General features: G+C 42.8%; 21 protein-coding genes and 1 rRNA gene. 17 read left to right on the forward strand and 5 right to left on the reverse strand.

Annotated features, from left to right (window positions below; translation table 11 throughout):
• The first annotated feature begins 125 nt into the window (after positions 1-125).
• The 7 genes from rrf (at position 126) to leuB (ending at position 7,266) form a co-directional block, all read left to right on the forward strand.
• Positions 126-236: ribosomal RNA gene (gene rrf / locus BSAG_RS14355) — 5S ribosomal RNA — on the forward strand.
• Between the two features lie 125 nt (positions 237-361).
• On the forward strand, positions 362-595 hold the full coding sequence (locus BSAG_RS14350; protein WP_004311794.1) for a hypothetical protein: 234 nt from the start codon (positions 362-364) through the stop codon (positions 593-595).
• Between the two features lie 402 nt (positions 596-997).
• On the forward strand, positions 998-2,494 hold the full coding sequence (locus BSAG_RS14345; RefSeq protein ID WP_008771292.1) for a 2-isopropylmalate synthase: 1,497 nt from the start codon (positions 998-1,000) through the stop codon (positions 2,492-2,494).
• A gap of 88 nt (positions 2,495-2,582) precedes the next feature.
• On the forward strand, positions 2,583-3,977 hold the full coding sequence (gene leuC / locus BSAG_RS14340) for a 3-isopropylmalate dehydratase large subunit (protein WP_008771293.1): 1,395 nt from the start codon (positions 2,583-2,585) through the stop codon (positions 3,975-3,977).
• Positions 3,978-4,018: 41 nt separating this feature from the next.
• A complete protein-coding gene (gene leuD / locus BSAG_RS14335; RefSeq protein ID WP_004307192.1) occupies positions 4,019-4,615 on the forward strand; it encodes a 3-isopropylmalate dehydratase small subunit in 597 nt (198 codons plus the stop codon).
• Complete coding sequence (locus BSAG_RS14330; protein WP_004315473.1) at positions 4,597-6,144, forward strand: alpha-isopropylmalate synthase regulatory domain-containing protein; 1,548 nt, start codon at positions 4,597-4,599, stop codon at positions 6,142-6,144. The genes leuD and BSAG_RS14330 overlap by 19 nt, the downstream gene beginning before the upstream one ends.
• 60 nt (positions 6,145-6,204) lie before the next feature.
• Entirely contained in the window at positions 6,205-7,266 is a 1,062-nt protein-coding gene (gene leuB, locus BSAG_RS14325; protein ID WP_004311790.1) for a 3-isopropylmalate dehydrogenase, read from the forward strand.
• A gap of 217 nt (positions 7,267-7,483) precedes the next feature.
• Here the strand turns inward: leuB and BSAG_RS14320 are convergent, their stop codons facing one another.
• Both BSAG_RS14320 and BSAG_RS14315 read right to left on the reverse strand, forming a co-directional pair.
• Positions 7,484-8,173 carry a phosphatase PAP2 family protein gene (locus BSAG_RS14320; protein ID WP_004315077.1) on the reverse strand — a complete coding sequence of 230 codons (690 nt, stop codon included), beginning with the start codon at positions 8,171-8,173 and terminating at the stop codon, positions 7,484-7,486.
• A gap of 95 nt (positions 8,174-8,268) precedes the next feature.
• Positions 8,269-10,104, reverse strand: coding sequence for an LTA synthase family protein (locus tag BSAG_RS14315; RefSeq protein ID WP_008997452.1), 1,836 nt, complete (start codon positions 10,102-10,104; stop codon positions 8,269-8,271).
• A gap of 131 nt (positions 10,105-10,235) precedes the next feature.
• Between BSAG_RS14315 and cysK the strand changes: the two genes are divergently transcribed.
• Together cysK and BSAG_RS14305 are read left to right on the forward strand one after the other, a co-directional pair.
• Positions 10,236-11,186, forward strand: coding sequence for a cysteine synthase A (gene cysK, locus BSAG_RS14310; RefSeq protein WP_004314023.1), 951 nt, complete (start codon positions 10,236-10,238; stop codon positions 11,184-11,186).
• Positions 11,187-11,213: 27 nt separating this feature from the next.
• Complete coding sequence (locus BSAG_RS14305; RefSeq protein WP_004314022.1) at positions 11,214-12,032, forward strand: tetratricopeptide repeat protein; 819 nt, start codon at positions 11,214-11,216, stop codon at positions 12,030-12,032.
• A gap of 206 nt (positions 12,033-12,238) precedes the next feature.
• Here the strand turns inward: BSAG_RS14305 and recQ are convergent, their stop codons facing one another.
• Entirely contained in the window at positions 12,239-14,047 is a 1,809-nt protein-coding gene (recQ, locus tag BSAG_RS14300) for a DNA helicase RecQ (protein ID WP_008997453.1), read from the reverse strand.
• 269 nt (positions 14,048-14,316) lie between these two features.
• Here recQ and BSAG_RS14295 point away from each other — a divergent pair, with 269 nt between their 5' ends.
• The 8 genes from BSAG_RS14295 to hisS all read left to right on the forward strand — a co-directional run bounded on the left by BSAG_RS14295 (position 14,317) and on the right by hisS (position 23,424).
• Positions 14,317-14,781, forward strand: coding sequence for a helix-turn-helix domain-containing protein (locus tag BSAG_RS14295; protein WP_004301101.1), 465 nt, complete (start codon positions 14,317-14,319; stop codon positions 14,779-14,781).
• Between the two features lie 95 nt (positions 14,782-14,876).
• Positions 14,877-16,925 (forward strand): dipeptidyl-peptidase 3 family protein, encoded by a 2,049-nt coding sequence (locus tag BSAG_RS14290; RefSeq protein ID WP_004314020.1) that lies wholly within the window; start codon positions 14,877-14,879, stop codon positions 16,923-16,925.
• Between the two features lie 6 nt (positions 16,926-16,931).
• Entirely contained in the window at positions 16,932-17,597 is a 666-nt protein-coding gene (locus BSAG_RS14285; protein ID WP_004314019.1) for a DNA alkylation repair protein, read from the forward strand.
• Positions 17,598-17,853: 256 nt separating this feature from the next.
• Positions 17,854-18,342 (forward strand): Fur family transcriptional regulator, encoded by a 489-nt coding sequence (locus tag BSAG_RS14280; protein WP_008025868.1) that lies wholly within the window; start codon positions 17,854-17,856, stop codon positions 18,340-18,342.
• Positions 18,339-19,610 (forward strand): adenylosuccinate synthase, encoded by a 1,272-nt coding sequence (locus BSAG_RS14275; protein WP_004301093.1) that lies wholly within the window; start codon positions 18,339-18,341, stop codon positions 19,608-19,610. The genes BSAG_RS14280 and BSAG_RS14275 overlap by 4 nt, the downstream gene beginning before the upstream one ends.
• 109 nt (positions 19,611-19,719) lie before the next feature.
• Positions 19,720-21,018: an alpha-L-fucosidase gene (locus tag BSAG_RS14270; RefSeq protein WP_004314017.1), complete on the forward strand. Its 1,299-nt coding sequence runs from the start codon at positions 19,720-19,722 to the stop codon at positions 21,016-21,018.
• A gap of 120 nt (positions 21,019-21,138) precedes the next feature.
• On the forward strand, positions 21,139-21,819 hold the full coding sequence (locus BSAG_RS14265) for a zinc metallopeptidase (protein ID WP_004301089.1): 681 nt from the start codon (positions 21,139-21,141) through the stop codon (positions 21,817-21,819).
• A gap of 240 nt (positions 21,820-22,059) precedes the next feature.
• The gene (gene hisS, locus BSAG_RS14260) at positions 22,060-23,424 is read left to right on the forward strand and encodes a histidine--tRNA ligase (protein ID WP_004314016.1); all 1,365 of its coding nucleotides are present in this window, start codon (positions 22,060-22,062) and stop codon (positions 23,422-23,424) included.
• A gap of 142 nt (positions 23,425-23,566) precedes the next feature.
• Here the strand turns inward: hisS and hydF are convergent, their stop codons facing one another.
• Both hydF and hydG read right to left on the reverse strand, forming a co-directional pair.
• Positions 23,567-24,757, reverse strand: coding sequence for a [FeFe] hydrogenase H-cluster maturation GTPase HydF (gene hydF / locus BSAG_RS14255; RefSeq protein ID WP_004314015.1), 1,191 nt, complete (start codon positions 24,755-24,757; stop codon positions 23,567-23,569).
• Between the two features lie 11 nt (positions 24,758-24,768).
• Entirely contained in the window at positions 24,769-26,190 is a 1,422-nt protein-coding gene (gene hydG / locus BSAG_RS14250) for a [FeFe] hydrogenase H-cluster radical SAM maturase HydG (RefSeq protein WP_004314014.1), read from the reverse strand.
• Positions 26,191-26,207: the final 17 nt, after the last annotated feature.

Genomic DNA, 26,207 nt, shown 5'->3' on the forward strand with positions numbered 1-26,207 from the left:
TTTCAAATATGTACCGGTTGGGTATATACGTTTAGCGGATTACTGATACGGAAACTGGAAACAGAGAACAGAAACATACTAGTAATGAACTTGAGATTTTACTTTTCATCATGTCATAACCTTATTCAGGTGGTTATAGCACGAGGGTTCCACCTCTTCCCATTCCGAACAGAGAAGTTAAGCCTCGTCACGCCGATGGTACTGCGTAACAGTGGGAGAGTAGGTAGCCGCCGTTTTTAGAGAAGCCCCTTGATTCAGCAACGAATCAAGGGGCTTTCTGTTGTTTGGTACTTTGCAAAAAAAGTGTTATATTTGCGACCGACAATTATTTTATTAAACGTTTAAAGCAAATTTGAAAGGTATGAAAACTAAATTATTTTTGGCTGCTGTAGCAGTAACATTTTCTTTTGCAATGATGTCTTGTGCTGGTAACAAAACTACTAACGCTGCTTCTGAAGGTGAAGAAACAACCGTAGAAACTGTAGAAGCTGTTGTTGAATCTGATTCTTGCTGCCAGGCTAAAGATTCTTGTGCTACTGCTTGCGACAAAAAAGCTGATTGCGCAGAAAAGAAAGAATGTTGCGATAAGAAGTAATCTATTGATTTAGAACAATAAAGAAGAAGAGGGAGAGAATGCTGAAAAACATTCTGCTCCCTCTTTTCTTTTAATGAAATATAGACCTGTATTCGTGATACATTTTTGGTAAAAATCGGCTTTAACTTATGAAATGATATTTTTTTCGATAAAAAAGTAACGTATTATTTGGTGGAAAAGAAATAATCCATACCTTTGCACCGTCAAACTATAAAAGAGACAAGAAATGAACCAGATGTTTATACATATTCTACTATGCGGTATTATTATTCTACTATCAAAGGTTAGTGGAAGTGAGTGCTGCGCGTAAATGTGTATAAATGAAAATATACGAAAGCCTTTCTCACTTCCAAGTGTGAAAGGCTTTTTTTAATGCTAATAATTATATAATATACATTGAATATGGACAATAGGTTATTTATTTTTGATACCACTCTTAGAGATGGTGAACAGGTTCCGGGATGCCAGTTGAATACAGTAGAGAAGATTCAGGTAGCAAAGGCATTGGAAGCGTTGGGAGTAGACGTGATTGAAGCCGGATTCCCCATTTCGAGCCCGGGAGATTTTAATTCAGTGATTGAGATTTCAAAAGCGGTGACTTGGCCTACTATCTGTGCTTTAACACGTGCAGTTCAAAAAGATATTGATGTTGCTGTAGATGCACTGAAATTTGCTAAACATAAACGTATTCATACCGGTATCGGTACTTCTGATTCGCACATTAAATATAAATTCAATTCGAATCGTGAGGAGATTATCGAACGTGCGGTAGCTGCCGTGAAGTATGCCCGCCGTTTTGTGGACGATGTAGAGTTTTATGCAGAAGACGCAGGCCGTACGGATAACGAATATCTGGCACGTGTGGTGGAAGCCGTTATCAAAGCGGGAGCTACCGTAGTGAATATTCCTGATACAACGGGTTATTGCTTACCTTCAGAATATGGTGCTAAAATAAAATACCTGATCGACCATGTAGACGGCATCGATAATGCCATACTTTCTACTCACTGTCACAACGACTTGGGTATGGCTACTGCCAATACGATAGCCGGTGTTTTGAACGGCGCACGTCAGGTGGAAGTTACCATCAACGGTATCGGCGAACGTGCAGGAAATACTGCCCTCGAAGAAATCGCCATGATTATCAAGAGTCACCACGAAATAGATATTCAGACCAATATCAATACACAGAAGATTTATCCGACCAGCCGCATGGTATCCAGCCTGATGAATATGCCGGTACAGCCGAATAAAGCGATCGTTGGACGTAATGCTTTCGCACATTCTTCAGGTATCCATCAGGACGGTGTGTTGAAGAATGTACAGACGTATGAGATTATTGATCCGCATGATGTGGGTATTGATGATAACTCTATCGTATTGACAGCCCGTAGCGGACGTGCCGCGTTGAAAAATCGTCTTTCTATCTTGGGAGTTGACCTGGATCAGGAAAAGCTGGATAAGGTATATGATGAGTTTTTGAAGTTGGCTGATAAGAAAAAAGATATTAATGATGACGATATTTTAGTATTGGCAGGCGCAGACCGTAGCCAGAATCATCGCATCAAACTGGATTATTTGCAGGTGACGAGTGGTGTCGGCGTTCGTTCGGTAGCTAGTTTGGGATTGAACATTGCCGGTGAGAAGTTTGAGGCTTGTGCCAGCGGTAACGGTCCGGTAGATGCAGCTATCAAGGCATTGAAGAAGATTGTAGAACGCCACATGACTTTGAAAGAGTTTACTATTCAGGCTATCAGCAAGGGAAGTGATGATGTAGGTAAAGTACACATGCAGGTAGAATACGATAACCAGATTTATTATGGTTTTGGAGCTAATACAGATATTATTGCCGCTTCCGTAGAAGCTTATATTGACTGTATTAACAAATTCAAATCATAAAAAAGAGACTGAAAGTCGTATCGGCATTGTAGAGATTGACTAAAATAGTAAATAGTAAATAGTAATTAGTAAAATAGTAAATAAACAGATGAATACATTATTTGATAAGATATGGGATGCCCACGTGGTGACTACAGTGGAAGATGGTCCTACACAGCTTTATATTGATCGCTTATATTGTCACGAAGTGACTAGTCCGCAAGCTTTTGCCGGATTGCGTGAACGTGGAATCGGAGTGTTGCGTCCGGAAAAGGTATTTTGTATGCCCGACCATAACACACCGACACACGATCAGGATAAGGAGATTGAAGATCCGATTTCTAAAACGCAGGTCGACACATTGACTAAGAATGCGAAGGATTTTGGTTTGACACACTACGGTATGATGCATCCGAAGAATGGAATTATCCATGTGGTAGGTCCCGAACGTGGTTTGACTTTGCCGGGAATGACGATTGTCTGCGGTGACTCTCACACTTCTACTCATGGTGCGATGGGAGCAATCGCTTTCGGTATCGGAACAAGCGAAGTGGAAATGGTGTTGGCTTCGCAATGTATTCTTCAATCAAGACCGAAAACAATGCGTATCACGGTAGACGGTGAACTGGGTAAAGGGGTGACTGCAAAAGATGTAGCTCTGTATATGATGTCTAAGATGACTACCAGCGGTGCTACCGGTTACTTCGTAGAATATGCAGGTTCGGTCATCCGCAATCTGACAATGGAGGGACGTCTTACCCTTTGTAACCTTTCTATCGAAATGGGTGCACGTGGTGGCATGGTTGCTCCAGATGAAGTGACTTTTGAATATATCAAGGGACGTGAAAGTGCTCCGCAAGGCGAAGCATGGGACAAGGCTTTGGCATATTGGAAGACATTGAAGAGTGATGACGATGCCGTATTCGACAAGGAAGTCCGTTTTGAAGCTGCTGATATTGAGCCGATGATTACTTACGGAACGAATCCGGGTATGGGTATGGGCATCACACAGCACATTCCTACGATGGAAGGAATGAGCGAAGCTGCACAGGTTTCATTCAAGAAATCAATGGACTACATGGAATTCCAACCGGGAGAATCTTTGTTGGGCAAAAAGATTGATTATGTATTCCTTGGAGCTTGTACAAACGGTCGTATCGAAGATTTCCGTGCATTTGCTTCCATCGTGAAAGGTCGCAAGAAAGCGGAAAATGTAATTGCATGGCTGGTTCCGGGTTCATGGATGGTAGACGCACAGATCCGTAAGGAAGGAATCGACAAGATTTTGACGGAAGCCGGATTTGCTATTCGTCAGCCGGGATGTTCTGCTTGTCTGGCGATGAACGATGATAAGATTCCTGCCGGAAAATATTCGGTATCTACCAGCAACCGTAACTTCGAAGGACGTCAGGGACCTGGTGCACGCACCTTGTTAGCTAGTCCTCTGGTGGCTGCTGCTGCTGCGGTGACAGGTGTGATTACCGATCCGAGAGAACTGATGTAATTTCAATCATAAATCATAATTTATAATTCATAAATAAGGCGATGGCTAAGACAAAATTTAATATAATCACAAGTACTTGTGTACCTCTTCCTTTAGAAAACGTAGATACCGACCAGATTATTCCGGCACGTTTCTTGAAAGCAACCACTCGTGAAGAGAAATTCTTCGGTGATAACCTTTTCCGTGACTGGCGTTACAATGCAGATGGTTCCCTGAACAAGGATTTTGTGTTGAACAACCCTACTTACAGCGGACAGATATTGGTGGCAGGTAAGAACTTCGGTTCGGGTTCCAGCCGTGAACACGCAGCCTGGGCAATTGCCGGCTATGGTTTCCGTGTGGTGGTATCCAGTTTTTTTGCCGATATTCATAAGAATAATGAGTTGAACAACTTTGTGCTTCCGGTGGTTGTAACCGAAGAGTTTCTGCAAGAATTATTCGATTCGATAGAAGCAGACCCGAAGATGGAAGTGGAAGTGAATCTTCCCGAACAGACCATCACCAACAAGGCAACAGGTAAAAGTGAACATTTTGAAATCAATGCTTACAAGAAACTTTGTTTGATGAACGGATTGGACGATATCGATTTCTTGTTAAGCAATAAAGATAAAATAGAAGAATGGGAAAAGAAGGCGTGAAAATAGAAATCATGGACACAACGCTCCGTGATGGTGAACAAACCAGCGGAGTATCTTTCGTGCCTCATGAGAAACTAATGATCGCCCGTTTGCTGTTAGAAGATTTGAAGGTAGACCGGGTGGAGGTTGCTTCGGCGCGTGTGTCGGACGGTGAGTTTGAAGCCGTGAAGATGATTTGCGACTGGGCGGCCCGTCGTAATTTGCTCCATAAAGTGGAAGTGCTCGGCTTTGTTGACGGGCATACTTCTGTCGATTGGATTCAGCGTACTGGTTGTCGCGTGATTAATCTTCTTTGCAAAGGTTCACTGAAGCATTGTACGCAACAACTGAAAAAGACACCGGAAGAACATCTGGCAGATATCATTAATGTGGTGCATTATGCCGACGAGCAGGATATAACCGTCAATGTTTATCTGGAAGATTGGAGTAACGGTATCAAGGATTCTCCTGAATATGTATTTCAGTTGATGGATGGATTGCAAGAGACGAGTGTCAAGCGTTATATGTTGCCTGACACGCTGGGTATCTTGAATCCCTTGCAAGTGATAGAGTATATGCGGAAGATGAAGAAACGTTATCCGAATACTCATCTCGATTTCCATGCGCACAATGACTATGATTTGGCAGTGAGCAACGTTCTTGCAGCCGTATTAAGCGGTGTCAAAGGACTGCATACCACCATCAACGGACTGGGCGAACGGGCTGGAAATGCTCCTCTCGCAAGTGTGCAAGCCATCCTGAAAGATCATTTCAATGCGGCGACCAATATCGACGAGAGCCGTTTGAATGATGTCAGCCGGGTAGTGGAGTCTTATTCGGGTATTATGATACCTGCCAATAAACCGATTGTAGGTGAGAATGTCTTTACGCAAGTGGCAGGAGTACATGCCGACGGCGATAACAAAAATAATCTTTACTGTAATGATTTGCTTCCCGAGCGCTTTGGCCGTAAACGTGAATATGCGTTGGGCAAAACAAGTGGCAAAGCCAATATCCGCAAAAATCTCGAAGACCTCGGACTGGAGCTGGATGAAGATGCTATGCGCAAGGTGACGGAGCGTATCATCGAACTGGGCGACAAAAAAGAATTGGTGACACAGGAAGATTTGCCGTACATCGTTTCTGATGTGTTGAAGCATGGAGCGATTGGTGAGAAGGTCAAACTGAAGAGCTATTTTGTGAATCTGGCTCATGGATTGAAACCGATGGCTACGTTGAAGATAGAAATCAACGGAAAAGAGTACGAAGAGAGTTCAGGCGGTGACGGCCAGTATGATGCTTTTGTTCGTGCATTGCGTAAGATATATAAGGTGACATTGGGACGCAAATTCCCGATGCTGACCAATTATGCAGTGACAATCCCTCCCGGTGGGCGTACGGATGCATTTGTGCAGACAGTAATCACATGGAGTTATGACGAGCAGGTGTTCCGTACCCGCGGACTTGATGCCGATCAGACGGAAGCTGCCATCAAAGCTACTATGAAGATGTTGAACCTCATCGAAGATGAATACGAGAAGAGCAAGTGAGAGATAACTTGCCCAAAGAATGTTTTTTATAAGAATATATAAATAGAAGAATAAACGATTATGGATTTTAAAATTGCTGTATTAGCAGGCGACGGTATCGGACCGGAGATCTCTGTACAAGGTGTAGATGTGATGAGTGCCGTTTGCGAGAAGTTTGGCCACAAAGTAAGTTACGAATATGCAATCTGTGGAGCTGATGCGATTGATAAAGTAGGCGATCCGTTTCCGGAAGCAACCTATCAGGTTTGTAAAGATGCGGATGCTGTTTTATTCTCTGCCGTAGGCGATCCGAAATTTGATAACGACCCTACTGCTAAAGTACGTCCGGAACAAGGTTTGTTGGCGATGCGTAAGAAATTGGGACTTTTCGCTAATATCCGTCCGGTGCAGACATTCAAATGCCTGATTCACAAATCTCCGTTGCGTGCGGAACTGGTAGAGAACGCAGATTTTATCTGTATCCGTGAGTTGACCGGAGGTATGTATTTCGGTGAAAAGTATCAGGATAATGACAAAGCGTATGATACCAACTATTATACTCGCCCGGAAATCGAACGTATCTTGAAAGTGGCTTTTGAATATGCGATGAAGCGCAGAAAACACCTGACGGTGGTAGATAAGGCAAACGTGCTGGCTTCTTCCCGTCTGTGGCGTCAGATTGCACAGGAAATGGCTCCGAACTATCCGGAAGTGACAACAGATTATATGTTTGTGGACAATGCTGCAATGAAGATGATTCAGGAACCTGCTTTCTTCGATGTGATGGTAACGGAAAACACCTTCGGTGATATTCTGACTGACGAAGGTTCTGTAATCAGTGGTTCTATGGGCTTGCTTCCTTCTGCTTCCACAGGCGAGAGTACTCCGGTGTTTGAACCGATTCACGGTTCATGGCCGCAGGCTAAAGGATTGAATATTGCTAATCCGTTGGCACAAATTCTTTCCGTAGCTATGTTATTTGAGTATTTCGATTGCAAAGAAGAGGGTGCGCTGATTCGTAAAGCAGTAGACGCTTCTTTGGATGAGAATGTACGTACACCGGAAATCCAGGTGGCTGACGGTGCTAAATACGGAACGAAAGAAGTAGGACAGTGGATTGTTGATTATATCAAGAAAGCTTGATATTCTACCACAGATTACACCGATTCACACAGATTGCTGATGGAGCTGTATAACAGCCCTTTATAAATAATTTCACCCACGTTATAGCTATCTATAACGTGGGTGATTTTTAATATTCAGATTTTGTTTGATAACTCCACTTACTCTTCATTCTTTTTATGGAATATCTTTTTTATCATTTGAAATCTGTGTGAATCTGTGTAATCTGTGGTGAACCTTACCAGCTTTTAATAGTGGAATATATAATGATCCCGAGCACTGTCAGCAATCCTACATAAATAGTGACTGACCATTGTTTTATATCTTTTCTCTTCGTGCGGGTGGAAGGTTCCAAATAAATGGCTATTTTGTGAGCGATAGTACAGAATAGCCAACCGCCGAATCCTCCGATAATACCTCCTACGAGTAAATCACCGGGATAATGTACACCCAAGTATATACGTGTATAGCAGTTAAGAATTGCCCAAGTTACGATGAAAATACTTAGCCAACGTTTACGGAACAGAAATACTACAAACATGGCAAGACCCAATGAATTGGCCGCATGGCACGATGGGAAACCATAACTTCCTCCACGATACCCGTTTACGATATATACCATATCCACAATAGGGTTGTCCGGATTGGCGGGACGCAGGCGTGCCACTACCGGGCGGATGATACTGCTGCACATTTGGTCGGCAAAGGTTATCGTGAGCGCGATAGCTGCCACATAACATACGACTACTTTCCAGTGGAAATTTCTTAATAATATGTATAATATGGTGGCATACATGGGAACCCAGATTATTTTACCCGTGAAGGAACTCATGAAATAATCCCAGAAAGGGGAGTGTATACCATTGAAAGATAAGAAGATATTTGTATCTATCTCCGAAAGGAATTGCACGATTTCGCTATGTATCATCCGGCTTTATTGATCTATTTTTAACGTCGCAAATATACAATAAAGAATAGTAAATGTCCTATATTACCTTATAAATATTCCATATTTCTTAATAATTAGCGTTTGGCAAGATCATCGTAGAGCTTCTGTAAGAACGCTTTTCCTTTTTCCAGATTAGCTCCTTTGGCGGTGCCTTCGTCCAGTTGTACGGTATTGGCGTCCAGATTGTACACCAATTGGTTATCGGCAGTAATCATTCCGAAATAATCCGGCCGGGTAAAGTATGCGAAATGAGGAGAACCCGGATTCAGGATATTCTTGCTGAAAGTAAATTCATCGTGCGGCAATCCTAATTGAGCGAGCAAGGTGGCGGCAATGTCAATTTGCGAAGCATAAGTATCTACTACGAGAGGTTGTTTAATTGCACCTCCGATTAAAATCAGCGGAATGGTTTGTCCGTCCAGCGGATTTTCTATCGGGTATGGGTATGCACCCTGATGATCGGGAACGAGTACAAACAGTGTGTTTTTCCATAACGGTGTTTCCTGATACTGTTTCACGAAATCTCCCACACAACTGTCGGCATACGCAAAGGAGTTGAGGACTTTATCATCCAGCCTGTGGAACGGAACTTCGAATGGTTCGTGGCTGCTTGATGTCTGAACCAGTTTCAGGAATGGCTCTTCTTGTTTTTCTTCTTTCAGGTCTTTCATCAGGCGTTGGAACAAAACGTGATCTTGTGCTCCCCATTTTCCGGTACGTTCGGACAGAGGGAAATCTTTATCGGAAATAATCTTCTCGATTCCGGAAGATACCAGGTAAGAGCGCATATTGGTGAAATCGGCATCTCCTCCATAGTAGTATTCGAGGCTGTATCCTGCATTTTTCAAGCTGCGGGGGATGGAAGGAAGTTTGTCCGTCTTTTCGGGATATTTCATGATGCTGGTACTCGGCTGTCCGGGATATCCGCTGATGATAGATGCCAGTCCGCGGTCTGTGCGGAAACTACTGCCGTAGAAGTTGCTGAATAATACGCCTTCTTTTGCGAATTTATCCATGTTGACAGCCACATTGGGTTGTCCTCCGAAAGTTTCCATCAAGTGTGTGGAGAAACTCTCAAGGATAATGAAAATAATGTTCGGGCGTTGTGTATTCAATAATTGAGGGATGCTGTCTGTTGCTGCGACGGGTTTGTCTACCATCTCTGCAAATAATTCGTCGGCTATTTTCGGGTCCATGAAGCGATACTGCTTATCGAAATTATTCTGATGGGTGGCAGAATACATGAAGCTGAATGCCGGATTAATGGCTGCATGATTCATGCGTTGATCCTGACTGAAATACACTTTGCTTAAATTCATGGTGGATACGCTGAATCCGCCCCGGATAGGGATGAAGAGTGCCGCTGTCAGCAAAAGCAGTGCAAGCGAGACATTCTGGCGTCGATAAGGTATTTTCAGAGGCTTTTTCTCCCGGATAAGGACACAATAGAAAATACAGTATAGAATTGCTGCATAGATCAATATAGCCAGAATTCCAAGTAGAACAAACCAAAAACTGACACTTGCCATGGCATCTTTGGGAGAAGAGAAGAAATAGAAAATAGGAGTGGCGTCCAGACGGAATCCCCAAAATCCGTACAATCCCAAGTCAATGATAAAAATGCAGGCCATGACAAAGGCTATTACTCCGAAATATCCTTGCCGGATGCGGCGGAGTATGGATGAATTTGTCCAGGCGGAAGCAATGAGCAGGATGCCGGGGATAGCGGTCAGGTAGCCTGCAAGAGATAAATCCAGCGGTAATCCGTGCCACATGACGCGGAAATAGTCACCCAAAGATGCATTAGTATATAAGTCATGGTAGTAAACCATGAAGATTGGTTTCTGAAGAACGAATAAAAGAACAAATAAAAAATAGGTCGTGAGAAATTGTATAATTCTCTTTTTCATATATGTAAACTTAAAAAGATTGAACGGATACAAAGTTACTATACTTTTCCTTATCTTTCTCATGATGTGATGTAAAACATACCTTTTTTTCCATATCTTTGTCGTGTCTGTGACAAAAATGAAGTAATAAGATGGCAAAGATTGCAAAGAAACTAACAGATTTAGTGGGGAATACCCCTTTGATGGAACTTTCCGGTTATAGTGGAAAGTATGGTCTGGAACAAAATATTATTGCCAAACTGGAGGCTTTTAATCCGGCGGGAAGTGTAAAAGACAGAGTCGCTCTTTCGATGATTGAAGATGCGGAAGCTCGTGGAGCATTGAAATCCGGTGCAACGATTATTGAGCCGACAAGCGGAAATACAGGTGTAGGGTTGGCAATGGTGGCTACTATTAAAGGGTATCACCTGATATTGACCATGCCCGAAACGATGAGTCTGGAACGGCGGAATCTGTTGAAAGCGTTGGGTGCGCAGATTGTATTGACAGATGGGCTGGGAGGGATGGCAGCTTCCATTGCCAAAGCGCAGGAGTTGCGTGATAGTATTCCCGGTTCGGTGATTTTGCAACAATTTGAGAATCCGGCCAATGCTGCTGTTCATGAACGGACAACGGGTGAAGAAATTTGGAGGGATACAGACGGTGAAGTGGCCGTTTTTGTAGCCGGAGTTGGTACCGGGGGAACAGTCTGCGGGGTAGCCCGTGCTTTGAAGAAACATAATCCGAATATTTATATTGTTGCTGTGGAACCGGCATCGTCTCCAGTGTTGGCAGGCGGAGAGGCGGCTTCGCATCGTATTCAAGGTATTGGAGCGAATTTTATCCCGAAGCTTTATGATGCTTCGGTGGTGGATGAAGTAATAGGCGTGCCAGATGATGAAGCGATTCGTGCAGGACGTGAGTTAGCGGCAACAGAAGGTCTGTTGGCGGGTATTTCTTCGGGAGCAGCTGTGTATGCCGCCCGTCAACTGTCACAACGTCCGGAATTTAAGAACAAAAAAATAGTAGCGTTGTTACCTGATACGGGAGAGCGTTATTTGTCGACCGAACTGTTTGCTTTTGACGCATATCCATTGGATTAATTCATTCACTATAAAAAGACCTGAACCATGGTAAGAATAATTATAGCTTTGTTTTTTTGTTTTCCGGCTGTTACCTTTGCGCAAACCTATCAGCAATTGTCCGAGAGAGCCATTGAGTGTATCGAAAAAGACAGTCTTCCCCAGGCAGAGGAACTTTTGCTTCAGGCTTTGAAGTTGGAACCGAAAAACGCAAAGAATGCATTGCTCTTTTCTAACTTGGGATTGGTTCAGCGCCGTTTGGGCGAGTTTGATAAAGCATTGGAATCTTATTCTTTTGCACTGAACTTTGCTCCTTTGGCAGTCCCTATTTTGCTCGACCGTGCCGCCATTTATATGGAAATGGGAAAAACAGACCGTGCTTATACGGATTATTGCCAGGTGTTGGACGAGGACAAGCAGAACAAAGAAGCTTTGTTGATGCGTGCTTATATTTATGTGCTCCGCCGCGATTATCCGGCTGCGAGAATAGATTATAATCGTTTATTGGAGCTCGATCCGCAGAGCTATAGCGGACGGCTGGGACTGGCTACTTTGGAGCAGAAAGAAGGAAAATTCCGGGAAGCTCTTGAAATATTGAATAAGATGCTTGCGGCCACTCCTGAAGATGCGACGCTCTATATTGCCCGTGCCGATGTGGAACGTGAGATGAAACATGAAGATTTGGCATTGGTCGATTTGGAGGAAGCCATCCGGTTGGATGCTGCCTCGGCTGATGCTTATCTGTTGCGTGGAAATATCTACCTGGCACAGAAGAAGAAAGGATTGGCAAAAGCTGACTTTGAAAAAGCTATTTCATTGGGAGTGCCTCCGGCTGATTTGCACGAGCAATTGCGGCAATGCAAGTGAAGTTATCAATAAGCCAACTATATCTTTCCGGTTTACATAAGTGAGCGATTTTTGCTATAAACATTAGTTCGTTCCACAGTTGTTTCCCTTTAGTTCCACATATGTGGAACTAAAGGGAAACAACTGTGGAACGGAAAGATAACCCTAGTGGAACGAATAATCATTAGTCAGGTGACTCGTTAATATATACTATTCAAGAATTTCTTTTATTCTACGAACTGTCTAATCAGATTTACGAAGTCCTTTCCATATTTCTTTTTCTTGTGTTCGCCGATACCACTGATTTCTCCAAACTCTTCGATGGTGGTGGGACGTGAGATGCAAAGCAGATGCAACACTTTGTCTGACAAGACGATATAGGCGGGCAAAGCTTCCTGATCGGCAAGCTGTTTTCTTAATCCTCGCAATGCTTCGAACAAATCTTGGCTTTCGCCACCTGCCGCACCAAAGGGGAGTTCTTTGGCGATAACTACTTTTTTCTTTTTTCCTTTTCGGGTAACTGCTTCCTCATGCTGGATAACTACCAATGCCGCTTGTGTCCTTCCGAAGAGAACATCACTTCCGCTTGACGTTATTTTGAGATGATTATTCTCATTATAAGCTATTTCAAAATAGCCGAGTTGCAGCATTTGAAGCAGATAGTCTTGCCAGTCACGAGGAGGAATATCGCGTCCGGCACCGAACGTTTTAAGTTCCTGATACCCTTTTCCGGTTACTTCCGCAGAATAGTTTCCACGAAGAATATCAATCAACACTCCTGTGCTGATTTGCTGTTCCGTACGTGCGATGGCACTTAATGCTTTTTGCACGATGACTGTACCGTCGAATCGTTGAGGGGGATTTTTACAAACATCGCAGTTGCCGCAATCCTCTGTTGTTGTTTCTCCGAAGTAGCTTAATAAGATTCTTCGTCGGCAAATATCGGCCTCTGCGTATTGCTGCATACGTTGGAGCTTTTCCAGATTGATATTTTGCTGATTACTTTCCGAAGCGAATTTAGTTAGTAATATTAAGTCGCCTAATGAATAAAACAGGACAGTATTGCTGGGTAATCCATCACGTCCGGCACGTCCTATTTCCTGATAAAAGCTTTCTATACTTTTAGGCAGGTTATAATGTATCACCCAGCGGACATTTGATTTATCAATCCCCATTCCAAAAGCAATAGTAGCACATACCACCTGTATGCGGTCGTTAATAAAATCATTCTGTGTTTCGTCCCGGTGTTGAGTGGATAACCCCGCGTGATAAACACCGCAACGGATGCCCTGCTTTTGTAACATCTGTGCGACGGTTTCCGTCTTACTTCGGCTCATGCAGTAAATAATCCCGCTTTCTCCCCCGTGGCGGTGGATAAATTCTAAGATAGCCTTGTTCTTTTCCTTCGCTTGAAATCCACGTTTCACAGTCAGGCTGATGTTGGGACGGTCGAACGAGGAAATGAAGGTACGCGGATGGTTAAGATGCAATTGCCGTACGATGTCTTCGCGCGTGATTTTATCCGCGGTGGCGGTTAGTGCGACAATCGGTATTTGCGGAAATTGTTGGTGGAGCACTCCCATTTGTGTGTATTCCGGACGGAAATCATGTCCCCATTGCGAAATACAATGAGCTTCATCAATAGCAAACAGAGAGATGTTCATATCCCGCAACAAATAGTCCTTTTCAGCTAAAAGTTTTTCCGGTGAAATGTAAAGCAGCTTCAGGCGACCTTCAATGCATGCGCGGCGCAGATTAGCGTTTTCTGTTTCGTCATTACTGCTGTTCAGCGCTCCGGCAGCGATGCCGTTTGCCAGCAATGCTTCTACCTGATCTTTCATCAATGAGATGAGGGGAGAAACGACAACGGCAGTACCTTCGCAAAGCAGTGCGGGAAGTTGGTAACAGATTGATTTCCCCCCACCAGTGGGCATTAATACCAATGCATCCTGTTTGTTCAGGATGTGTCGGATGATTTCTTCTTGCAGAGGACGGAAATTATCGTACCCGAAATATGTCTTTAAAGTCTCTCTCATTGATGCTGATTTATCCATGCTGCAAAGGTACATTTTTCTTTGGCAATTTTTCATCATGTGTAGATTTCTGTTTCTGATATGAATTATAAATAAGTTAAAGTTTCTTATTATTCGGACTCATTCCTTCTTTTTCAAGGTTTTTGATTGTTTATTTAGAAAAAAAATGCACAAAATAATTGTGTGTTTAAAAAAAAGTAAGACATTTGTAACATGTTACGTTGCAAATGAGCAATTATTAACAAATGAACAAACCCTAACCAGTTAATTCAATGAGCGATTTAGAGAACAAAAAAACGGAAGAAACTCCGAAAAAACGTCCCTACAATTTGAGGGAAAAGAAAGAAAAGAAGGCTGCATACAGGTCTTTGATTAGACCGGAATTGGCAGACGAGTTGTATGACAAGATCCTGAATATCATCGTTGTACAGAAGAAGTACAAGGATCCTGACTATTCAGCTAAGGACTTGGCGAAAGAATTGAAGACGAATACTCGTTACCTTTCTGCAGTAGTAAACTCACGCTTTGGCATGAACTATTCTTGCCTGTTGAATGAATACAGAGTAAAAGATGCTTTGCATTTATTGACTGACAAACGTTATGCCGACAAAAATGTGGAAGAAATTAGTGCCATGGTTGGCTTTGCAAATCGTCAATCTTTTTACGCTGCATTTTACAAAAACGTAGGTGAGACTCCTAATGGATATCGCAAAAAACATCTCGAAAATAAGAAATAATTGCGCGTTCCGAAATTAGTCAAAAGGAATTACCTCTAAATGAAAGATTTTGGAGATAATTCCTTTTCTCATTTTAATTAATCAATGCTAGCATTATGAAAAAACATCTGATTTTAATGACAGTGGCCGCTACGCTTTTAACATCGTGCGGAGGAAGTAAAACAACAACTGCTGAAGCAGACAAATTTGATTATACAGTGGAACAATTTGCTGATTTACAGATATTGCGTTATAAAGTTCCCGGATTTGAGGAACTGACGCTGAAACAGAAGGAACTGATTTATTACCTGACAGAGGCTGCTCTGGAAGGAAGGGATATTCTGTTTGACCAGAATGGAAAATATAATTTGAGAATCCGTCGGATGCTCGAAGCAGTATATACAAACTATCAGGGAGATAAAACAACGCCTGATTTTAAAAATATGGAGGTGTATCTGAAAAGGGTATGGTTCTCCAATGGTATTCATCACCACTATGGTACGGAGAAATTCGTGCCCAACTTCTCGCAGGAGTTCTTGAAACAGGCTGTACTCGGTATAGATGCCAAGTTGCTGCCGTTGGCGAAAGGACAGACTGCCGAACAACTTTGTGCCGAACTGTTTCCGGTGATTTTCGATCCGACTGTTATGCCGAAACGGGTAAACCAGGCAGATGGCGAAGATCTTGTGTTGACTTCTGCTTGTAACTATTATGACGGAGTGACGCAGAAAGAGGCAGAGAGTTTTTATAGCGCCCTGAAAGACCCGAAAGACGAAACACCGGTTTCTTACGGGCTGAACAGTCGGCTGGTCAAAGAAAACGGAAAGTTGGAGGAGAAAGTTTGGAAAGTAGGCGGACTCTATACACAGGCAATAGAGAAGATTGTTTATTGGCTGAAGAAAGCGGAAGGTGTAGCAGAGAATGAGGCACAAAAGGCCGTCATCACCAAACTGATTCAATTCTATGAAACAGGCAATCTGAAAGATTTCGATGAATATGCCATTCTTTGGGTGAAAGACCTTGATTCACGAATCGACTTTGTGAATGGATTTACTGAAAGTTACGGTGACCCGTTGGGTATGAAAGCGAGCTGGGAGTCTTTGGTGAATTTCAAAGATTTGGAATCAACGCACCGCACAGAGATAATCAGTAGCAATGCGCAGTGGTTTGAAGATCATTCTCCGGTAGATAAATCTTTCAAGAAAGAAAAGGTAAAAGGGGTATCGGCTAAAGTGATTACTGCCGCTATCCTTGCAGGTGATCTTTACCCGGCAACGGCTATCGGTATCAATCTGCCGAATGCAAACTGGATTCGTGCTCACCACGGCTCTAAATCGGTGACAATCGGAAATATAACAGATGCTTATAATAAAGCCGCTCACGGAAACGGATTCAACGAAGAATTTGTTTATAGCGATGCGGAAATACAACTGATCGATGCGTATTCTGATTTAACGGATGAGCTGCATACGGACTTGCACGAATGTTTGGGACACGGTTCCGGTAAGTTACTTCCGGGTGTAGATCCTGATGCTTTGAAAGCATATGGCTCTACCATCGAAGAGGCGCGTGCCGATTTGTTCGGATTGTATTATGTGGCTGACCCCAAGCTGGTGGAACTGGGACTTCTCTATTCTCCCGATGCTTATAAAGCTCAATATTATACTTATCTGATGAACGGTCTGATGACGCAGTTGGTACGTATCGAACCGGGAAATACTGTGGAAGAAGCTCACATGCGCAACCGCCAGTTGATAGCCCGTTGGGTATTTGAGAAGGGGGCTGCCGATAAAGTGGTGGAATTGACGAAGAAAGACGGAAAGACTTATGTGGTTATCAATGACTATCAGAAAGTGCGCGAGCTTTTCGGCGAATTGTTGGCTGAAATTCAGCGAATCAAATCGACAGGCGACTTCGAAGGTGCCCGTTCATTGGTAGAAAACTATGCCGTAAAAGTAGATCCGGCTTTACATGCAGAAGTTCTGGAACGTTATAAGAAGTTGAATCTGGCTCCTTATAAAGGTTTTGTGAATCCGAAATACGAACTGGTGACAGATGAAAACGGAAACGTTACGGATGTCACAGTTTCTTATGATGAAGGTTATGTAGAACAAATGTTGCGTTACAGCACTGATTATTCTCCGCTGCCTTCCATAAACAACTGATCTGAAATGGATATCAAAGAACAATTGAAAGATATCAAGACACAGCTCCGTCTCTCTATGAACGGGGCTGTGTCCCAAAGTATGCGCGAGAAAGGGCTGGTTTATAAACTCAATTTCGGAGTGGAACTGCCTCGTATCAAGATGATTGCCGAAGGTTACGAAAAGAATCATGACCTGGCGCAGGCTTTATGGAAAGAGGAAATTCGCGAGTGTAAGATTCTGGCGGGAATGCTTCAGCCGATCGAAACGTTTTATCCCGAGATAGCCGATATTTGGGTGGAAAACATCCGGAATATCGAAATAGCAGAACTGACTTGTATGAATCTCTTCCAGCATTTACCGTATGCTCCGGCCAAATCCTTTCACTGGATTGCCGACGAACAGGAGTACGTGCAGACTTGTGGTTTCCTGACTGCCGCCCGTCTTCTGATGAAGAAAGGGGATATGACTGAACGTGCCTCCGGCGAATTGCTCGACCAGGCGATTTGTGCGGTACATTCCGACAGTTATCATATTCGTAACGCTGCTTTGCTGGTTATCCGCAAATATATGCAGCATAGCGAGGAACATGCTTTTCAAGTATGCCGCCTGGTGGAAGGTATGGCTGATTCTACCTTGGAAGGAGAGCAAATGCTCTACAATATGGTGAAAGAGGAGCTTGCTGTAGACTAATCTTATTTTCATGGAGTAAGTCCTTTTATTAAATAACGGTTTAATTTTTTAGACGCGGATAACACGGATGACGCGTCTAAAAAATAAACCGTCTTGTTATTCGTTTATTATATAAGCCAATCTACAAAACGAATGATAGCCTCCATTTAATTTATAAAAAAACTGTCTAACTCTGTGATGAACTAAAAAAACTTCTCTTTATCATTTGCTTTCCGCAAAAAAGGCTTAACTTTGTTCGCGCTAATTTTGGCTGATGATGGAAACTCAAAACGTGAAAGATACAGTAAGGCAGATATTCACGGAATATCTCACGGCGAACGGGCATCGAAAGACTCCTGAACGCTACGCCATACTCGATACTATTTATTCTATCGACGGTCATTTCGATATTGACATGCTTTATTCACGGATGATGGACCAGGAGAATTTCCGGGTGAGCCGGGCAACTCTCTACAACACCATTATTCTTCTTATCAATGCACGGCTGGTCATTAAGCATCAGTTCGGTACTTCCTCCCAATACGAAAAATCATATAATCGCGAGACACATCATCACCAGATATGTACTCAATGTGGTAAAGTGACCGAGTTTCAGAACGAGGAACTGCAGCAAGCCATTGAAAATACGAAATTGAGCCGCTTCCAGCTTTCGCATTACTCCTTATATATATATGGAGTATGTAGTAAGTGCGACAGAGCTAACAAACGGAAAAAAGTAAATAACAACAATAAAAAAGAAAAATGAAAGTAGATGTTCTATTAGGATTACAATGGGGCGACGAAGGTAAAGGAAAAGTAGTCGACGTTTTAACACCTAAGTATGATGTGGTTGCTCGTTTTCAGGGCGGCCCGAATGCCGGTCACACGCTTGAGTTTGAAGGACAGAAATATGTGCTTCGCTCTATTCCTTCCGGTATTTTTCAAGGAAACAAGGTAAACATCATCGGTAACGGTGTGGTACTTGATCCGGCATTGTTTAAAGCAGAGGCAGAAGCACTTGAAGCATCGGGGCATCCGCTGAAAGAACGTTTGCACATTTCAAAGAAAGCTCATCTTATTCTTCCGACACACCGTATTCTAGATGCTGCATACGAAGCAGCCAAAGGCGATGCTAAAGTAGGAACTACCGGTAAGGGTATCGGCCCTACTTACACGGATAAAGTGAGCCGTAACGGTGTTCGTGTAGGTGATATTCTTCATAACTTCGACCAGAAGTATGCTGCTGCGAAGGCTCGTCACGAACAAATTCTGAAGAGCTTGAATTATGAATACGATCTTACTGAACTGGAAAAAGCATGGTTGGAAGGTATCGAATACCTGAAACAATTCCATTTCGTAGATAGCGAACATGAAGTGAATAACCTGTTGAAGGATGGTAAGAGCGTGCTTTGTGAAGGAGCACAGGGTACTATGCTTGATATTGATTTCGGTTCATATCCGTTTGTGACTTCTTCCAATACCGTATGTGCGGGAGCCTGCACCGGACTTGGAGTGGCACCTAACCGTATCGGTGAAGTATATGGTATCTTCAAGGCATACTGTACTCGTGTAGGAGCAGGTCCGTTCCCATCAGAACTGTTTGACGAAACAGGCGACAAGATGTGTACGTTGGGACATGAATTCGGTTCTGTAACCGGTCGTAAACGTCGTTGCGGATGGATTGACCTGGTAGCGTTGAAGTATTCCGTTATGATAAACGGAGTTACCAAATTGATTATGATGAAGAGCGATGTACTCGATACTTTCGAAACAATCAAAGCGTGCGTTGCTTACAAAGTGAACGGTGAAGAGATCGACTACTTCCCGTATGACATCACAGAAGGCGTAGAACCTGTATATGCAGAGCTTCCGGGTTGGCAGACAGATATGACCAAGATGCAGAGCGAAGATGAATTCCCGGAAGAATTCAATGCTTACCTGACTTTCCTGGAAGAACAGCTTGGTGTAGAAATCAAGATTGTATCTGTAGGACCGGACAGAGCACAGACCATCGAACGTTATACTGAAGAATAACAATTGATTTATTATATGGAGGAAAGGCGGAGATTGAAGAAAAACTCCGCCTTTCTTGTTCAATCCTTTGTATAGTCTATCCTAAACACACAAAAATAATGTATGCCTTATGAAAACACGTTTTATAACTTTCCTTTTGTTGTTCGTAATGAACTTGGGAGTATTTGCGCAATCTTCCTATCAGCCTACCGAAGAGAATCTGAAAGCACGGCAGGAATTTCAGGACAATAAGTTTGGTATTTTTCTTCATTGGGGGCTATACGCTATGCTCGCTACCGGTGAGTGGACTATGACAAACAATAATCTGAATTATAAAGAGTATGCCAAACTGGCAGGCGGATTTTATCCTTCCAAGTTTGACGCGGACAAATGGGTGGCAGCTATCAAAGCTTCAGGAGCTAAATATATCTGTTTCACTACCCGTCATCATGAAGGTTTTTCTATGTTTGACACTAAGTATTCGGATTATAACGTAGTCAAAGCTACTCCTTTTAAAAGAGATATTGTGAAAGAGTTGGCAGCAGCCTGTGCCAAGCAGGGCATCAAGCTCCATTTTTATTATTCACATCTTGACTGGGCGCGTGAAGACTATCCCTGGGGACGTACAGGGCAGGGCACGGGGCGCTCGAACTCGAAAGGAGATTGGAAAAGTTATTATCAATTCATGAATAACCAGTTGACAGAATTGCTGACGAATTACGGTCCGATAGGTGCTATTTGGTTTGACGGATGGTGGGATCAGCCCAAAACTTTTAACTGGGAATTACCGGAACAGTATGCTCTGATTCACAAACTCCAACCGGGGTGTCTGGTGGGTAATAATCATCATCAAACGCCTTTTGACGGGGAAGATATTCAGATTTTCGAACGCGATCTGCCCGGTGAAAATGCTTCGGGGCTTTCCGGACAGGAGGTGAGCCGCTTGCCGTTGGAAACTTGCGAAACAATGAATGGTATGTGGGGATATAAGATTACCGATCAGAATTATAAATCAACAAAGACATTGATTCACTATCTGGTGAAGGCAGCCGGTAAGAATGCCAATCTTTTGATGAATATTGGTCCTCAACCCGATGGAGAGCTTCCTGCGGTAGCTGTACAACGCTTGGCAGAGACGGGAGAGTGGATGAAACAATATGGTGAAACGATTTATGGAACACGAAGCGGTGCAGTTGCTCCACACGATTGGGGAGTGACAACACAAAAAGGAAATAAGCTCTATGTGCATATTCTCGACCTGAAAGATGCGGCTTTGTTCCTGCCGTTGACAGATAAGAAGGTCAAGAAGGCAGTCTTGTTTAAAGACCAGTCTCCGGTTCGTTTCACAAAGACGAAAGCCGGTGTTTTGCTCGAATTCGCCGAGGTTCCGAAAGATATTGACTATGTGGTAGAACTGACAATTGACTAATTTTTAGCTAATTCTTCATAAAAGCAAGGGGAAACTATTCTGACATTGAACGTTTCCCCTTATTTTTGGCAAACAATTTGTTTATAAAGATATAGAGTAATAATTAAAATTGAAAAGTATATGATGTCTTATTGGGTATTATTTATAGGAATCGCTGTTGTAAGTTGGTTGGTACAGATGAATTTGCAAAACAAATTCAAGAAGTACTCTAAGATTCCTACAGGAAACGGAATGACAGGACGCGACGTTGCTTTAAAAATGTTGCATGACAATGGAATTTATGACGTACAGGTTACACATACGCCGGGACGGTTGACCGACCACTACAATCCTACTAACAAAACGGTGAATTTGAGTGAAGGGGTGTATGAAAGTAACAGTATAATGGCAGCTGCCGTAGCAGCCCATGAATGTGGACACGCTGTACAACATGCACGCATGTATGCTCCGTTGAAAATGCGTAGTGCGCTGGTTCCGGTGGTAAACTTTGCCTCTTCCATTATGACGTGGGTATTGTTGGGTGGTATCTTGTTGATAAACTCTTTCCCGCAGTTATTGCTGGCAGGTATTATCCTGTTTGCTATGACTACATTGTTCAGCTTTATCACGCTGCCGGTGGAAATCAATGCAAGTAAACGTGCGTTGGTCTGGTTGAGTTCATCCGGCATTACTAATTCGTACAATCATGCACAGGCTGAAGATGCTCTTCGTTCTGCTGCTTATACGTATGTAGTTGCTGCATTAGGCTCACTGGCTACATTGGTATACTACATCATGATCTTCATGGGTAGAAGAGACTAAGAAATGAAAAAGGGAGAAAAGTACGTTTATTAACTTCTCTCCATAGAATATAAAAAGATCCTCCGCAGTCTTTCCGAAGACTATGGAGGATTTTTTGTATTGTTTAGGGTCTTACTTGAGTGTTTCTTTACGATATTGATAGGGGATGGACACAATACGGGTGATTTTTTCAAATATATGTAAGTATTGCTCGGAAATTTGCAGTAAATTTGCGCAATTAAAATTATAAACAGTAATATTATGGCAGCAAAACCAAGTATTCCTAAAGGAACTCGTGACTTTTCGCCGGTAGAAATGGCGAAGCGTAATTATATATTCAATACGATTCGTGACGTATATCATTTGTATGGATTCCAGCAGATAGAGACTCCTTCGATGGAGATGCTTTCTACATTGATGGGAAAGTACGGCGATGAGGGAGATAAACTACTCTTTAAGATTCAGAACTCTGGAGATTACTTCTCCGGGATTACTGACGAAGAATTGTTAAGCCGTAATGCTGCCAAACTGGCAAGCAAATTCTGTGAGAAAGGTTTGCGTTACGACTTGACAGTGCCTTTTGCCCGTTATGTAGTGATGCATCGTGATGAGATCACTTTCCCGTTCAAACGCTATCAGATTCAACCGGTATGGCGTGCCGACCGCCCGCAGAAAGGACGTTATCGCGAATTTTATCAATGTGATGCCGATGTTGTAGGAAGCGATTCGTTATTGAACGAAGTGGAATTGATGCAGATTGTCGATACCGTTTTTAGTCGTTTCAATATTCGTGTATGTATTAAGATTAACAACCGCAAGATTCTTTCCGGTATTGCTGAAATTATAGGCGAATCGGATAAGATTGTAGATATTACCGTAGCAATTGACAAACTGGATAAAATCGGTCTGGATAATGTAAATGCCGAACTGAAAGAGAAGGGAATCAGTGATGAGGCTATTGCCAAGTTGCAACCGATCATTCTTCTTAGTGGTACGAATGCGGAGAAATTGGCAACACTGAAGAATGTGTTATCAGCCAGTGAAGTAGGGCTGAAGGGAGTGGAAGAGAGTGAATTTATTCTGAATACATTGGAAACAATGGGCTTGAAGAATGAAATAGAGCTTGATCTTACTTTAGCTCGTGGACTGAACTATTATACAGGAGCTATCTTTGAAGTGAAAGCACTGGATGTACAGATTGGCAGTATCACTGGTGGTGGTCGTTATGATAATCTGACCGGAGTATTCGGTATGGCAGGAGTGTCCGGAGTGGGTATCTCTTTTGGTGCAGACCGTATCTTCGATGTCCTGAACCAGCTCGAACTTTACCCGAAAGAAGCTGTAAACGGAACAGAGCTTCTGTTTATCAACTTTGGTGAAAAGGAAGCTGCATACTCTATGGGAATTTTGGCTAAGGTACGTGCTGCCAATATTCGTGCCGAGATCTTCCCGGATGCAGCCAAGATGAAGAAACAGATGAGTTATGCCAATGCGAAGAATATTCCGTTTGTAGCTATTGTCGGTGAGAACGAAATGAACGAAGGCAAAGTGATGTTGAAGAATATGGAGACAGGAGAACAGAACCTTGTTTCAGCAGACGAACTGATTGCTATTGTGAAGAAATAAGCGGAGATATTAGAACTAAGTATGTCATCATAATTAGTTAATATAAAGAGGTCGTCTTAACATAAAAATGAAGTGAACCCCAAAAGTTAGATAAAGAACTTTTGGGGTTCGCTTCAAAATAAAAAAGAGAAGATTTCTTTTTTTAGTATTTTATTTGATCTAGTATTCCATTGAGGAAAGCAATTGCTACTCCATAGTTCGTCATAGGAATGTGCTGCTCCCGCGCACGTTCGATGCGACTAAGTACGTATTTACGGTTAAACATACATGCTCCGCAATGGATAACTAAAGAGTAAGGAGTCAGATCTTGTGGAAAGTCGGTTCCTGCTACCATATCAATTTGCAGATTCTCTCCAATCCGTTTCCGTAACAAACGAGGAAGTTTCACTCTTCCTATATCTTCTGAAAGGGGAGCGTGCGTACAAGCTTCCGCTATCAGTACACGTGACGATTCCGTCAGTCTTTCGATGACAGCTGCACTTTCTACATAATAATGAATATCACCTTTATATCCTGCGAAAAGCACCGAGAAAGAAGTCAGCTCACTTTCCGCCGGTTTCTGTTCATAAATCGCTTTGAAAACTTGTGAATCGGTGATGATTAACTTCGGAGGACGGGCAAGGGCTTGCAGGGTTGCAGAAAACTTATCAGTGGTGCAAGTCATTACGAGGCATTTTTTATCCAGCAATTCACGGATAGTCTGCACTTGCGGTAAGATCAGTCTGCCTTTGGGAGCTTGGATATCCTGTGGCATTACTAAAAGTACAAGGTCATTCTCTGCAACAAGTTTCCCGGTAATATTTTGTTGGTCGAAGTCTGAAGGTAATTTTTCGAGGATGGCTTGCCGGATGAGTTCGATTCCTATCTTTTCTTTGGCACTGATAAGCAAGGGGGATATTTTACATTGTTCCTCGATATATGTAGCTAAATGATCGCTATTCTCTCGTATATCTATTTTATTCAATACCGGAATGACAGGGATATTCTTCTCTTTCAATAGCGCCAGTATCTCTTTTTCATGAAAAAAGGTAGTGTCTTCACATAATAACAATGCAATATCCGTTTTCTCAATAGCCTTTAAAGTCCGGCTGATACGCAGTTCTCCAAGCTCTCCTTCGTCATCGAATCCCGGAGTATCTATAAAAAGACAAGGACCAATACCTTGAATCTCCATTGCTTTAGACACAAGGTCGGTAGTCGTTCCGGGAGTATTTGAAACGAGCGCGGTGTCCTGTCCTGTCAATGCATTGATAAGGGAAGATTTACCACTATTCCGTCTACCGAAAAGGGTGATATGAAGTCTGTTGGCATTTGGAGTATCTGTTAAGCTCATAAACGTATTATTTAAAATCTAAAGTCTCTTTGTCCTGCAGCTATTGCTTTGAGATTCCGGATAGCTATTTCCCTGATTTTGGGATTGGGGATTCGTTCCGTTTCTTTTAGAATCAGTTCCAATCCTTTTTGTCGGGTATCTTCTGAAGCATAATCTTCCAGATACTCTTTCAGAGTCATCAGGGCATTCGGTCCGCAACAGTTTGCTATCTGACCGGATTTCACTAATGACATGAAACGGTCACCCGTTCGTCCTTCCCGGTAACAGGCTGTACAGAAGCTGGGGATATATCCGAGTTCGAGCAACCAGTTGACCACTTCGTCTAATGTCCGGGTGTCGCTCACATCAAATTGGGCAGAATTATGATCGGGTAATTCTGTTTCAGCATATCCGCCTACACTGGTACGCGAACCGCCACTGATTTGTGAAATACCCAATTCGAGCACTTTCTTGCGTGATTCTTGCGATTCACGTGTAGAAATAATCATTCCTGTATAAGGAACGGCAATTCGGATAACAGCTACAATCTTGCTGAATATCTCATCCGAAATAGCGTTTGGGAAATCTCCCGCATCGATGTCATCTGCCGAACAGATGCGCGGCACACTGATTGTATGCGGCCCTACACCGAATTTGGCTTCCAAATGTTCAGCATGCATTAATAATCCGATAAAATCATACCGATAAGTATTCAAACCGAAAAGGACGCCAATGCCTACATCATCGATTCCTCCTTCCATCGCGCGGTCCATCGCTTCGGTGTGATAAGCGTAATTGCTTTTAGGTCCGGTGGGATGGAGAGCTTCGTAGTTATCTTTGTGATAAGTCTCTTGGAATAAGATATACGTGCCGATACCCGCTTCTTTCAATCGGCGATAATTTTCTACCGTAGTGGCTGCGATATTTACGTTTACCCGACGGATAGCTCCGTTTTTATGCTTGATGCTATAAATCGTCTGAATAGATTCCAGAATATATTCTATCGGGTTCAGTGACGGATGCTCACCGGCTTCAAGAGCCAGTCGCTTATGTCCCATATCCTGCAAAGCAATTACCTCCCGGCGGATTTCTTCCTGTGTCAGTTTCTTGCGTGCAATAGTTTTGTTTTTGGCATGATACGGACAATATACGCAACTGTTTACGCAATGATTAGATAAATAAAGCGGTGCGAACATGACGATACGGTTGCCATAAAACTTCTGTTTGATTTCTTTGGCGAGATGAAAGATACGTTCTATCAGGTCAGGTTGGTTACATTCCAGCAGAATAGCCGCTTCCCGGTGCGTCAGTCCCTTGCACAACGCTGCCTTTTCAATCAGTTGTTCAATCAGGACACGATTATCCTTATTGTTCTGTGCATATTCCAGCGTATCCAAAATTTCTTCGTGATGGATAAACTCTTCTGCTTTGGATGAATCTTTTTGGTATATCATAATATTCTTTGTTTTTT

The sequence above is a fragment of the Bacteroides sp. D1 genome, from assembly GCF_000157095.2.
In the GTDB taxonomy this organism is placed as follows: Bacteria; Bacteroidota; Bacteroidia; order Bacteroidales; family Bacteroidaceae; genus Bacteroides; species Bacteroides xylanisolvens.